Origin of the sequence: Selenomonas oralis (assembly GCF_051603425.1) — a bacterium.
In the GTDB taxonomy this organism is placed as follows: Bacteria; Bacillota; Negativicutes; order Selenomonadales; family Selenomonadaceae; genus Selenomonas; species Selenomonas sputigena_A.
On the sequence record NZ_CP194411.1, the window covers coordinates 1,478,322 to 1,491,850 of the forward strand.

Annotated in this window: 9 protein-coding genes; all 9 read left to right on the forward strand. The window is 55.1% G+C overall.

The features are described from left to right. Nucleotides 1-90: 90 nt before the first annotated feature. The 9 genes from ACRTGH_RS07075 to glgA all read left to right on the forward strand — a co-directional run bounded on the left by ACRTGH_RS07075 (nt 91) and on the right by glgA (nt 13,486). Nucleotides 91-1,443 (forward strand): methyltransferase domain-containing protein, encoded by a 1,353-nt coding sequence (locus tag ACRTGH_RS07075; protein ID WP_368846583.1) that lies wholly within the window; start codon nt 91-93, stop codon nt 1,441-1,443. An 11-nt stretch (nt 1,444-1,454) separates the two neighbouring features. After that, entirely contained in the window at nt 1,455-3,197 is a 1,743-nt protein-coding gene (locus tag ACRTGH_RS07080) for an ABC transporter ATP-binding protein/permease (protein WP_368846582.1), read from the forward strand. An 87-nt stretch (nt 3,198-3,284) separates the two neighbouring features. After that, on the forward strand, nt 3,285-3,860 hold the full coding sequence (locus tag ACRTGH_RS07085) for a peptidoglycan recognition protein family protein (RefSeq protein WP_368846581.1): 576 nt from the start codon (nt 3,285-3,287) through the stop codon (nt 3,858-3,860). 10 nt (nt 3,861-3,870) lie between these two features. Further along, nucleotides 3,871-4,221 (forward strand): antibiotic resistance protein MarC, encoded by a 351-nt coding sequence (locus tag ACRTGH_RS07090; protein ID WP_368846580.1) that lies wholly within the window; start codon nt 3,871-3,873, stop codon nt 4,219-4,221. Nucleotides 4,222-4,472: 251 nt separating this feature from the next. Then, nucleotides 4,473-5,627 carry a glucose-1-phosphate adenylyltransferase gene (locus tag ACRTGH_RS07095; protein WP_368846579.1) on the forward strand — a complete coding sequence of 385 codons (1,155 nt, stop codon included), beginning with the start codon at nt 4,473-4,475 and terminating at the stop codon, nt 5,625-5,627. A 42-nt stretch (nt 5,628-5,669) separates the two neighbouring features. Then, on the forward strand, nt 5,670-6,776 hold the full coding sequence (gene glgD / locus ACRTGH_RS07100) for a glucose-1-phosphate adenylyltransferase subunit GlgD (protein WP_368846578.1): 1,107 nt from the start codon (nt 5,670-5,672) through the stop codon (nt 6,774-6,776). A gap of 202 nt (nt 6,777-6,978) precedes the next feature. Then, nucleotides 6,979-9,420: a glycogen/starch/alpha-glucan phosphorylase gene (locus ACRTGH_RS07105; RefSeq protein ID WP_368846577.1), complete on the forward strand. Its 2,442-nt coding sequence runs from the start codon at nt 6,979-6,981 to the stop codon at nt 9,418-9,420. A gap of 223 nt (nt 9,421-9,643) precedes the next feature. Further along, on the forward strand, nt 9,644-11,896 hold the full coding sequence (gene glgB, locus ACRTGH_RS07110; RefSeq protein WP_368846576.1) for a 1,4-alpha-glucan branching protein GlgB: 2,253 nt from the start codon (nt 9,644-9,646) through the stop codon (nt 11,894-11,896). Nucleotides 11,897-12,049: 153 nt separating this feature from the next. Next, a complete protein-coding gene (gene glgA / locus ACRTGH_RS07115; RefSeq protein ID WP_368846575.1) occupies nt 12,050-13,486 on the forward strand; it encodes a glycogen synthase GlgA in 1,437 nt (478 codons plus the stop codon). The last annotated feature ends 43 nt before the right edge of the window (nt 13,487-13,529 follow it).

Sequence of the window (13,529 nt, forward strand, 5' to 3'; positions counted from 1 at the left end):
GAAGCCACTTGCGTGAAGCGTCCAAAGTCGTTATACTGAAAGATGGTGTGGAAAGATGAGAACTGTTCGCACGGGGAGGGCTGGAAATATATGCTGACGATCGTTGTGCCGCTGACGGGCGGGCTGGAAGAGGCAAGGAAATGCGTTGATTACCTGCGCCTGCACTATGCAGGCGCAGCCTTTGAACGCGTTGTTGCCTATGGCGGCAAAGAGCGAGAAGCCGAACACCTTTTGCGGCTGCAGCCTGATATCCAGTTGCACGCCGGCAAGGAAAAGCCCTTGGGGGCGCTTTTGAACGAAGCCGTGCAGCAGACGCGGGGAGAGCAGGTGCTCTTTGTTTCTCCGAATTATATCCTTTTGGCGCCGGCGCTGCAAAATATGATGCAGGTGCTGGAAAAAAACGAAGGGGCGGCAATGGCTTTGCCGGTCTTTTCCCCCAATATGGCAGGAATCTTCTCCACTCAGGTGTTTGAGGGAGAATTGCCTTACAATGATGAGGCGAGTTTTGGGCATTTCGTGACTGACCTCGCGAGGCGGGAAACGAAAATCGCGAGCGCTTTGCTGGTGCGGGACTGCTGTGCCCTTATGAAGCGGGAAGCATTTATTTCCTTGGGAGGCTTTTCTTCCAATTATCAAACGGAAATGCTTCTTATGGCCGATCTCAGTGTGCGCACATGGGTAATGGGGCTTTCGTGCCTTGTAGCATGCGGTGCGTATGTACATATCAATCCGTATGCATACCCGAATGCTTACGGGGAGGACTGTGAAAGACTTTTCCGTGAGCACGGCCTGCGGCTGGAATATTCCTTCAGTGTACGCAGGGATCTTCTTGATATGATGGATTTCAAGAAACCGGAGCTTCATGTGCTTGAGGTTGGCTGTGCCTGCGGTGCTACGCTTCTCGCCGTACGCGATGCGAATCCTTCGGCAGCCCTTTTCGGCATCGAGTTTGATGAAGCTCCGGCAAGGATCGCATCCCGTTTTGCAAAGGTTGAGGCATTGGATGTGGAAACGCTGAAAAAGCCGGAGTGGCATGAAATGTTTGACTATATCATCTTGGGCGATGTAATCGAGCATTTGCGCGAACCGTGGCAGGCGATGAAGAACCTGGCCGCTTTTTTGAAGCCGGGAGGCGCTGTCGTTGTCAGTGTACCGAACGTCATGCATTGCTCCGTATTCCGCATGATGCTGCAGGGGCGTTGGACGTATGCGGATGCGGGCATTCTCGACCGCACGCATCTGCGGTTTTTTACGCTGTCCGAGATTGCCGCGCTGCTGCGTGAAGCCGCGCTTGAGCCGGAAATCATTCGGGCGGCAAGGGTTGCGGAAAGTGAAGAGGAGGCGCTTTTGATCGAACATCTGACCGCGCTTCTGCCGCAGCATATCGATCCGACGGAACTGCATGCCTATCAATGGAAGATTCTGGCGCGCAAAAAGGGATAGGGAGAGATTGGATGGATAACGGGGCGAGAGAGCCTAGGAAAGCGCAGGGTGAGAGTATCCGGCGGATCTGCTGGAAGCTCGTACGCGGGTATTGGTTTTCTGAGGAGAAGTGGAAGGCGCGCGGGCTTTTGGCCGTGGTGATCGGGCTGAATTTTTTTGCCGTCGGCATGCTCGTCATGATCAATGATTGGTACAACGAGTTTTATAACGCGCTGCAGGCCTATGAGTATGAGCTCTTCTGGCCGCTTGTCGGCAAATTTGCCCTGCTGGCCTTCATTTACATTGCGATTGCCGTCTATGCAATTTATTTGCGCCAGATGCTGCAGATCAAGTGGCGCACCTGGATGACGGAACGCTATCTCGACCGCTGGCTCCAAGGCCGCTCGTATTACAAGATGCAGATGCTTGCGGGAAGTACGGACAATCCCGACCAGCGAATATCGGAGGATATCAATCAGTTTGTCAACCTTGTGCTGACACTGACCGTCGGGTTTTTGAAACAGCTGACGACGCTCGCAGCATTTGCCGTGGTTCTCTGGAATTTATCGGGCGTCCTGACGGTTCCTGTCGGCAGCCATGAATTCCATATCTACGGCTATATGCTGTGGTTTTCCCTCGTCTATTCCGTGCTCGGCACGGTCGGCGCGCATTGCGTAGGACGTCGGCTCATTGGTCTGAATTTCGACCAGCAGCGCTTTGAGGCGGATTTTCGTTTCAGCATGATGCGCGTCCGGGAAAACAGCGAGAGCGTTGCCTTTTACGGCGGCGAAGCGCCCGAGAAGCAGGGCTTCAAGGAACGCTTTGCACGTGTCATCGGCAACTTCTGGGGTCTCATGCGCCAGACGAAGATCTTAAATTTCTATATCAACGGCTATGCGCAGCTCGCGATCATCGTGCCGCTGATCATGGCGGCGCCGCGCTATTTCGCCGGGGAGATGGCTTTGGGCGGCTTGATGCAGACGCTTTCGGCTTTCGGCAAGGTGCAGGACGCACTTTCTTACTTTGTCGAGGCTTACGGCTCCGTCGCCGAACTCGCGGCGGTGATTCGCCGACTCAGCGGCTTCACGCTGCATATGGACGAGGTCGACGGCGTGAAGAGCGATGTTGTAAAAAAAGTGTCGTCGGAAGGGCTTGTGCTGGAGCGGCTCTGCGTGGGGCTGCCCGATGGGAGGGAGCTTCTTTCCGGCTGTTCCCTCACGCTTTCTCCTGGGCGATCTCTTCTGATCACAGGCCGGTCGGGGGCGGGGAAATCGACGCTTCTGCGCGCTTTGGCGGGGCTTTGGCCTTTTGCCGGCGGCTCGGTCGCTCTGCCCGAGGAAGACAAGGTGCTTTTTCTGCCGCAGAGACCGTATCTGCCGCTTGGCAGCCTGCGCCGCGCCGTCTGCTATCCCTTGACGACAGCGGGGACGGGCATGACGCTTGAGAAGGCTCTTTCGCTCGTGGGCATGGAGGCGCTTGCCGGCCGCCTTGACGATGTGGAGGATTGGAGTCATATCCTCTCTTTGGGAGAGCAGCAGCGCATCGCGTTTGCACGCATCCTTCTCGTCCGCCCGGCTTGGGTTTTTCTCGACGAAGCGACGAGCGCTCTCGATGAGGCGCGTGAAAAGGAGCTTTATGAGCGAATTGCGCATGAGCTGCCGGAAACGGGGATCGTAAGCGTAGGACATCGCTCGACGCTCTTCGCCCAGCACGAGGAGGAGCTCCATCTCGATGGGGCGGGCGGCTGGGAGCTGCGTCCGATCGCCGCTCACTAGATGTGCTCGGCCACGGTCCTTGCAGACACGGCGGGCCGTGAAAATCAATGTTCTTGATGTACCAAAAAGAAAGCGGGTAAAATATTCATGAATCGCAGGAATTTCCTTCAAAATGCCGTTTTTTTCACGGCCGGGGCATGTCTGGCGCCGGGACTTCTTGTGCCGCAGGAGGCAAAGGCCGCCACGGTGGGGGGCGTGCATATCACGGAGACGAATCTGAAGTTTCTGGAACTGGAGCGGCGCACCTTCACCGACCGCATCATTCTGCACCATATCGGCGACACGGACAAGGAGGTTTCGGCGGCGACGATCCACCAGTGGCATTTGCAGAACGGCTGGTCCGGCATAGGGTATCATTTTGTCGTCCATAAGAGCGGCATGATTGAGCGCGGGCGTCCTCTCGACGCCGTGGGGGCGCATTGCTGGCACAACAACGCGACCTCCATCGGTATCAATGTCGTGGGCAATTTCGAGGTGGCTGAACCGACGACGGCGCAGCTCGATGCGACGGCGCGCCTCATCGCTGAACTCTCGCATCGCTACTCCCTGAAGCCGGCTTCCGGCGTTGTTTTTGGGCACCGTGACTTCAACTCCACGCTCTGCCCCGGCAAGAACCTTTACGGCCGGTTGGCGGGACTGCGCAGCAGCGCCGCAAGACTGTAGGAGGCGAGGCATGGGCGAGTCGTATCATTACAAGCCGCGTCGGAAACGCAGTTCGGACATTTTCGAGGATTTGCCCGAGGGGGCGGAAAAATATATAAGGAAGCCCGAAGGAAAGCCGAAAGGGAATAAAAAACGGGATTACAATACGAAGCGCAACCTTCTCCTCGTTGCCTTGGGCTTGGGCTACGCAATTTATGAACGGGATATCCCTCTCTTTATAGCGGCTGTCGCCGTGCTGCTCTTCTTCCTGCAGCCCGCGGCCGATAAATATCTTGGCCGCTTCGGCGGCATTGTATCGGGTTTCCTGCGCGGTGTAGGCGCTGCACTTTTTTTGGGCGCTATTGCACTGCTTTTCTTTTGATGGGGGCAGTTGCCAGGGGAAGTTTGGTTTTTTATGGAAAAACGTCTGAAAAATCAAGAAAAAACATTTTCCCATGACTGTATTGGCAGGAAATCCATGTATTTTGTGGAATAGTAACAAAAATAGAAATATGCAGGGGATCAAACATTCCGCGTTCACTTTTCCAGCTTGAGACGCAGGAACAGCATGGTGGTTGGCAAGGTTGAAGGTACGGGCGTGTCGGGATGTCATGCCCCTCAGGAGGGATTTTTATGAGAAAAACAGAATACTTGGCCATGATTTTGGCCGGAGGGCAGGGGAGCCGTCTTGGAGCTCTGACAAAGAAGATTGCAAAGCCGGCAGTGCCGTTCGGCGGCAAGTACCGCATCATCGATTTTCCGTTGAGCAACTGTGCCAACTCCGGCATCGACAAGGTCGGCGTCCTCACGCAGTACCGTCCGCTTGAACTGCACAACTATCTTGGCACGGGCAGTGCGTGGGATCTCGATAAGAAGGACGGCGGCGTGTTCATTCTGCCCCCTTATGCACGCGAAAAGGGTGCGGATTGGTATCAGGGTACGGCGGACGCGATCTACCAGAACCTGAACTTCATCGACAGCATGGATCCCGACTATGTGCTGATTCTCTCGGGCGACCACATCTATACGATGGACTACTCGTGGATGCTCGAGGCGCATAAGGGCCATAAGGCCGAGGCGACGATCGGCGTTATCGAAGTGCCGTGGGACGAGGCCTCGCGCTTCGGCATCATGAATGCCGACAAGGACGGACGCATCATCGAGTTTGAGGAAAAGCCGTCCGAGCCGAAATCGAATCTCGCTTCCATGGGCATCTATATCTTCAATCGCAAATTCCTGCAGCAGTATCTTGAGGAGGATGCGAAGGACGCCATGTCGAGCCACGACTTCGGCAAGAATATCATTCCGCAGATGCTTGAGGACAAGGCGCGCCTCTTCACCTACGCCTTCGACGGCTACTGGAAGGATGTCGGCACGATCGAGAGCCTTTGGCAGGCCAATATGGATCTCCTGCAGGATGAGCCTCCGTTCGCGCTTGACGGCAACTGGCGCATCTATTCGTCGAATCCGTCTCTGCCGCCGCACTATGTAGGCAGGGAAGCTCTTGTCGGACGCTCGATGATCAGCGAGGGTTCGATGGTCTTCGGCGAGGTGCATAATTCTGTGATATTCCAGGGCGTGCGCGTCGGCAAGGGCGCCCGGATCACGAACTCCGTCATCATGCCGTTTGCGAAAATCGAGGAAGGCGCTGTTGTCGATCATGCGATCCTTGCACAGGGATCGACGGTTGCGGCAGGCGCAAAGGTTGAAGGCGAGGAACATGCAATCGCTGTCATTCCCGAAGGGGAGACCGTTACGGCGGAGGCCGGCAGCAAGCAGGCCGGCTGAGCTCCACTTTATCAGATATTTTTAGGAACGGAGTGAGATATTGTGAATACGGTCATGGGACTTATCAACCTGCAGGCGGATGGGCACAGGATCAAGGAATTGACTGAGAACCGCCCCATTGGCTCCATACCGTTTGCGGGACGCTATCGCGTCATCGACTTCGTACTTTCGAGCATGGTCAATTCCGGCATCAGCCATGTCGGGATCGTGCTGCCTGCGGAGTCGCGCTCTGTCATGGATCATCTGCGCTCGGGCAAGGACTGGGATCTGGCGAGACGCCATGAGGGTCTCTTCTACCTGCCGCCGGCGCGCGATGACAAGGACACGCGCCTCGGGGACCTCAAGACGTTCTACCATAATATCGATTTTGTGGAGCATAGTGCGCAGAAGTATGTACTGCTGACAAGCGCGAGCTATATCTACAATATGGATTTTTCGCATGTGCTGCGGTTCCATCAGAATACGAATGCCGACATCACGATGGTTTACAATATTGCTGCGGAAGAGGAGCCGGATGAAGGCATCGTCATAGAGACAGCCGAGAATGGGCTCATCGAGGATATTTCCCTGAAACCCGTGATTTACCAAGGATCGAAGGTGTCGAACGGTGCGCTCCTGATGGAAAAGCGCGTCTTCGTCGACATGGTTCGCTCCACGTATGAGCACGGCGGTACGGATCTCGTCCTGGACGGCATCATCCGCCGCGCCGACCGCTATACGATGTACGGCTGTATGCATGAAGGATATACGGCCTGTGTTTCCTCCACGGCCTCGTTCTACAAGGCCAATATGGAAGCTTTGGAGCCGACGAATTGGGAAGCCCTTTTTATGCAGAACAATTTCATCTTCACGAAGTCGAAGGACGGCGTTCCCGTGCAGTACAAGGAGTCGTCCCGGGTTCAGAACTCGCTTGTGGCGAATGGCTGCGTGATCTACGGCGAGGTGGAGAACAGCATTATCTTCCGCGATGTGACCGTGGGCAAGGGCGTGAAGATTCGCAACTCCATCGTGATGGAGAAATGCGAGCTGGAAGACAATGCGTTGGTGGAGAACGTGATCTGCGACAAGAATGTCGTGATCACGAAGGGGCGGTGGCTCAAGGGAGCGCCGAACTATCCGCTGATTGTCAATAAGAATGTTGTGGTTTGAGCAGCGGGAGGCCGCCTTTTCAGGCGGCGTCCTCCAAGGGCCGCTCCGGATCCTGTCCGCCGGGTTGAATGCGGGCCGTGCATCCTGGGGTGGCCTTTCCGTCCAAGGTGATAGGGAAAAAATGGTACCGGGCCGTTGCCTGTTCGACGGTTCAAAGGCGTGTAGATTGGGCTGCACAGAGTAAGTTAGGAGGACTGATCTCATGGCAAACAAGAGGAATGAGCTGGGGCTGGCAAAGGAAGGTTTGAAACAAAAGTTTCTGGCTACGGCGCATATCCTGTGGGGCCGGGATTTTGCGGATCTCACGTCGCATGAAGTCTATGCGACGATCGTTTCCGTCGTGAAGCAGTATATCAGCGAGAATTGGGTCAAGACGAACAAGGCTTATATGAAGCGGCGCGACAAGCAGATCTATTACTTCTCGGTCGAATTCCTGCTCGGCCGCCTTCTGCGCTCCAACCTCGTCAACCTCGGAGAGATGGAGCTTTTCCATGACGCACTTGAGGAACTGGGCATCGATCTTAACCAGAGCTTTCCGGAGGAGCCGGATGCGGGGCTTGGCAACGGTGGTCTCGGCCGTCTTGCTGCCTGCTTCATCGACTCGATGGCTTCGCTTGGCTTGCCGGGACACGGCTGCAGCATTCGCTACCAATACGGTCTTTTCGAGCAGAAGATCATCAAGGGGAATCAGGTCGAAATTCCGGACAACTGGCTTGGCAACGGCTTTGAATGGGAATACCGCAAGGCGGACAAGGCGGTCAATGTCAAGTTTAACGGCAATGCCTATATGAAAGAACAGGAAGACGGCAGCCTTGCGCTCGTTCACGAGGACTACATGACGGTCATGGCTGTTCCCTACGATGTGCCTATCGTAGGCTTCCGCAACAACACGGTCAACACGCTGCGCCTCTGGAACGCCGAGGTCAACCGCGATTTCTCCGACTACGGCACGATGACGCGCGAGCAGCTGCAGGCGAAAAAGGAATACCGCAACTTCGTCGAGAGCATCACGGAGTATCTTTATCCGGACGACAGCTCCTATGAAGGACGCCGCCTGCGTCTGATCCAGGAGTACTTTTTCGTATCGGCTGGCGTGCAGAGCATCGTGCGCCATTACTTGCTCGCGGGGATGGATCTCAAGGAGTTTGCGAAGAAGGTTGCCATCCATATCAACGATACGCATCCGGCTGTCGCTGTGGCGGAGCTCATGCGTCTTTTGGTGGACGAGCAGGGATTTGAGTGGGACGATGCATGGAAGATCACCCGCGAGACGATGGCCTATACGAACCATACGATCATGCCCGAGGCGCTGGAAAAATGGCCGATTGATATGTTCCGTCCGCTCCTGCCGCGCATCTACATGATCATCGAGGAGATCAACCGCCGCCATCTCGAGGAGGTCAGGAAACGCCGCCCGAACGATGAGCAGATGGTGCGGGAGCTTTCGATCATCGAAGACGGGCAGGTGCACATGGCGCGTCTCGCGATTGTCGGCAGCCATAGCGTGAATGGCGTTGCGGCCATCCATTCGGACATCCTGAAGAACGACACGCTGAAGTTCTTCCATCGCTATTATCCGGGCAAGTTCAACAACAAGACGAACGGCATCACGCACCGCCGTTGGCTGATCAGCGCGAATCCCGAGCTTACAAGCCTCATCGATGAGACGATCGGCGATGGTTGGCAGAAAGCGCCCGAACAACTCTCAAAGCTCAACGATCATGTGGCGGACAAGGGCTTTTTGCAGGAGCTCGATAAGATCAAACGCCTGAGGAAGATCGATCTCGCCGATTATATCCATGAGCACGGCGGCGTGCGCATCGATCCGGATTCCATTTTCGATATCCAGGTCAAGCGCATCCATTCCTACAAGCGGCAGATCATGAATATCCTGCATATCATGTATCTCTACCATGAGCTCAAGACGAACAAGCGCTTCCGGATTCCGCCGACGACACGCTTCTTCGGCGGCAAGGCGGCGCCTGGTTACTACATAGCAAAGGAGACCATCCGCCTGATCAATGCCGTGGCGGAGAAGGTCAACAGCGACAAGGCTGTCAATGAGATGCTCAAGGTCGTGTTCATCGAGAACTTCGGCGTCTCCATCGGCGAAATCGTCTATCCGGCGGCCGATATTTCCGAGCAGATTTCGACAGCCTCGAAGGAAGCCTCCGGCACGGGCAACATGAAATTCATGATGAACGGCGCACTGACCCTGGGGACGCTCGACGGCGCGAATGTCGAGATCAGCCAGGCTGTGGGACGTGAAAATTGCGAGATCTTCGGCCTCCGGGCGGAAGAGGTGCTGAATTACTATGCGACAGGCAGTTACAAGGCATGGGATGAGTTCAATACGAATCCGGCCGTACGCCTCGTCGTCTCACAGCTGGTCGACGGCACATACGGCGATTTCCATTCGCTGCGTGACTATCTGATCCAGGGCAACGACGAGTTCTTCGTGCTGAAGGATTTTTCGCCTTATGACAGGGCGCATAAGAATATGAACCAGAAGTATGAGAACAGGAAGGCGTGGCTGACGTCTTCGGCTATCAACATCGCCAACTCCGGCGTATTCTCGTCGGATCGTACGATTCGCGAATATGCGGACGACATCTGGCATGTGAAGCCGGTCATCATCGCCTGACGACGGTCTGCTGCCCTTTGCGCTTTGGACGGAAGAGCGGCAGCCTGGAATTTCCTGCCGAGAAGCAGCTTTGCAGCTTCGCAGGCTGGCAGGTTCGTAGGATCTGTGAGGACAAGGTAAGCCGCAAGCCCAGACAAACGGGGAAAACCTTACCCGTTATCATGTAAGGGCGATGTGAAGCGCTTTGCGCTTCCGGAGTTTTTCTAAGCTGGGAGGAATTTTTGTGAACGTATCTGATTTGAGTGAGTTCGATTTATTCTTATACCACCAGGGTACAAACTACCATGCTTACGAGATGCTCGGAGCCCACTTCATTGAGAAGGACGGCAGGAAAGGCGTGCGCTTTTCCGTCTGGGCGCCGCATGCGAAATCCGTAAGCGTTGTGGGGGACTTCAATGAATGGGACACGCGCACGCACGAGATGAAGAAGATCGGTGACGGCGAGATCTGGGTGACATTCATCGAGGGTCTTGAAGAGGGAGAGGTCTACAAGTATGCCATCGAGCCGCAGTGGGGCGGACCGCATATCATGAAGGCCGATCCCTATGGTTTCTATGCGGAGAAAAAACCCAAGACGGCTTCGCGTCTTTATAATCTCAACAAATATAAGTGGAACGATGCGAAGTGGCAGGAGCAGAAGCGGACGAATCCTTCCTATACGAACCCGATGCTGACCTATGAGGTTCATCTGGGCTCCTGGAGGCGCACGCTTGAGGGCGAGTATCTCTCCTACCGCGAGCTGGCCGACCAGCTCATCAGCTATGCGAAGAAGATGAACTACACGCATATCGAGCTCATGCCTCTTTGCGAGCATCCCTTTGACGGCTCGTGGGGCTACCAGGCAACAGGCTATTATGCGGTGACGAGCCGCTACGGCGCCCCTGACGACTTCCGCTACCTCGTCGATACGGCGCACCAGAATGGCATCGCCATCATTATGGACTGGGTGCCGGGGCATTTTTGCAAGGACGAGCAGGGGCTGCGCCATTTTGACGGCATGACCCTCTACGAGTCGGACAATGAGCAGCGCGCCGAAAACTGGGAATGGGGTACGACGAATTTCGATTACGGCCGCACCGAGGTTCAGAGCTTTCTGATCTCGAATGCCATGTTCTGGTTCGAGGAATACCATATCGATGGACTGCGCATCGATGCCGTCGCCAATATGCTCTATCTGAACTATGGCAGGAAGGACGGCGAGTGGCAGCCGAACAAGTATGGCGATACGGGGAATCTTGAGGCCATGGACTTCATCAAGAAGCTCAATGAGGCGATTTTCAAATTCCATCCCGATGCGCTGATGATTGCCGAGGAATCGACGGCCTGGCCGCTGATCTCGAAGCCGGTCTATATGGGCGGCATGGGATTCAACTACAAATGGAACATGGGCTGGATGAACGACATGCTTTCCTACATGAGCCTCGATCCCATTTATCGCAAGTGGAATCAGGACAAAGTCACGTTCTCCTTCATGTACGCGTTCAGCGAGAACTTCGTCCTGCCCCTGTCGCACGATGAGGTTGTGCACGGAAAATGCTCGCTCGTCAGCAAGATGCCGGGCGATTATTGGCAGAAGTTTGCGGGTCTGCGCGGCTTCTTCGGCTATTGGATGGCGCATCCGGGCAAGAAGCTCCTCTTTATGGGCGGCGAATTTGCACAGTTCATCGAATGGAACTACGACGACAGCCTTGACTGGCATCTCGTCGAGGAATATCCGATGCATACGAAGATGCTCGAATATTCGCGGGCGCTCAATAAATTCTACAAGGAAAACCGCCCGTTCTGGGAAGTCGATTTCGACTGGAACGGTTTTGAATGGATTGACTGCAACGACAGCGAAAATTCCATTATCACCTTTATTCGGAAATCCGACAACCCGGATGATTTCATCGTCATCCTCTGCAATTTCACGCCGGAGGTGCGGGAAAATTACCGCATCGGTGTGCCTAAGAGAGGGGACTATGTCGAGGTGTTCAACAGCGATGCCGAGGAATATGGCGGGTCGGGCGTCAGAAACGACGGCGATCTCCATACGGAAGACTATAGCTGGCATGATCGCGAGCAGTCGCTCGTCATCACCGTGCCTCCGATGGCAACCATCTATCTGAGGTTGAAAGATACGCTCCCTTTTGTCAAACGCTCCGCATCTGACGAGGAGAAGGAAGTCCTGGTAGTTCGGAGCGTGGAGAGGAAAAAGGAAAAGAAGCCCGCGAAGCCGGCGGCGATGGATGAAGAAAAGCCGAAGGCTTCGGAAGGGAAAAAAGCCGCTTCGAAAAGCGAGGCGAAGCCGCGGGGAGGAACCGCACTGAAAACGCGCGCCAAGGTCAAGTCCGACGGGGGAAAGAAGGATACGGCCAAGGCGCATGAGCGCAAGACGAGTGCGGCAAAGTCGGCCAAGCCCCAGCAGGCAGCCGCAAAGAAAACGACAGACAAGCCGAAAAAGAAAAGCGGCACAAAAAAAGCTGCTGGACAGTGATACAGGCGAAATAATGCGATCGGAAAGCTTTCGGTTCGCCAATCCCACCACAGGGGTTGGCGCCCGGAGTTTTCCTGGTGAAATGACAGAATAGGGAAGGTGTTGCGCTGCGGGGCGGGCTGGAAGGCTCTGCAGTAGAAGGGGGTTCATATTATGCGGGTACTTTATGTTGCTGCTGAGGCTGTGCCTTTTGCCAAGACCGGCGGTCTGGCTGATGTTGCAGGGTCGCTCCCCAAGGAACTCGTCAAGCAGGGCGTCGATGTGCGTGTTGCGATGCCTAAGTTCGGCAAAATTCCGACGGAATATATCGACAAGATGGAGCATCTCTACGATGGCACGCTCAATGTCGCATGGCGCGACAAGTTCATCGGCCTCGATCGTCTTGTCCTTGACGGCGTCACGTATTACTTCATCGACAACGAGGAATATTTCTATCGCGAAGGTTTTTACGGCTATGATGATGATGCGGAACGCTTCTCGTTCTTTGCTCGAGCCGTATTGAACCTACTGGATGCGATGGACTTCTGGCCCGACGTCATCCATGCGAATGACTGGCATGCAGGGCTTGTGCCCGTGTTTTTGAAGCTCGAGCATATGGGCGACGAGCGCTATGAGAGGATTCGCACGCTCTACACCATCCACAACCTCAAATACCAGGGCGTGTTCCCGAAACATGTCATGCAGGACGTCCTTGGCCTTGACTGGAAATACTTCACGAACGGTGATCTCGAATTCTACGACGCCGTCAATTTCATGAAAGGCGGCTTGACCTATACCGATTTCATTTCGACGGTTTCGCGCACTTATGCCGAGGAAATCCAGTACGAATACTTCGGCGAGATGCTCGACGGGCTTCTCAGGAAGCGCAGGGAGGACATTTACGGCATTGTGAACGGCATTGACTATGATGTCTACAATCCAGCGACCGACAAAGATCTCTGCGAAACGTACGATCTCAACTCAATCGACCGCAAGCTGGACAACAAGGTCGCCCTGCAGCGCCAGCTCGGTCTGCCCGAAAATCGCCAGATTCCGTTGGTCGCGCTTGTCTCGCGGCTCGTGCCGCCCAAAGGTCTGGATCTCGTCGTTCGCGTGATGGATGAGATCCTGCAGCATGAGAACATCCAGTTTGTTGTTCTCGGCACGGGCGATAAGGTCTACGAGGACTGGTTCAAGGGTCTTGCCTGGCGCTTCCCGCGCAAGGTTTCGGCGAATATCCGCTTCTCGAATGAGCTCGCGCAGCGCATCTATGCCGGTGCGACCGTATTTCTCATGCCCTCGAATTACGAGCCGTGCGGCATCGGCCAGCTCATCGCCATGCGCTACGGGACGATTCCTGTTGTGCGCGAGACGGGCGGTCTCAAGGATACGGTCACGCAGTTCAGCAATAAGACAGGCGAAGGTACGGGATATCTTTTCCACGACTACAACGCACACGAAATGATGTACGCCGTGAAGCGTGCGATTCGTGAATGCAGCACGCTCGAGATCTGGATGAAGATTGTCAAGAACGCAATGCAGGCAGACTTCAGCTGGCGGAAATCTGCCCAGGAATACAAGGCGCTTTATGAAAAGCTTCTCGCGAAGTGACTTTTGGGAAAGCCTGGCGTTTTCGTCGGGCTTTCTTGCCTTT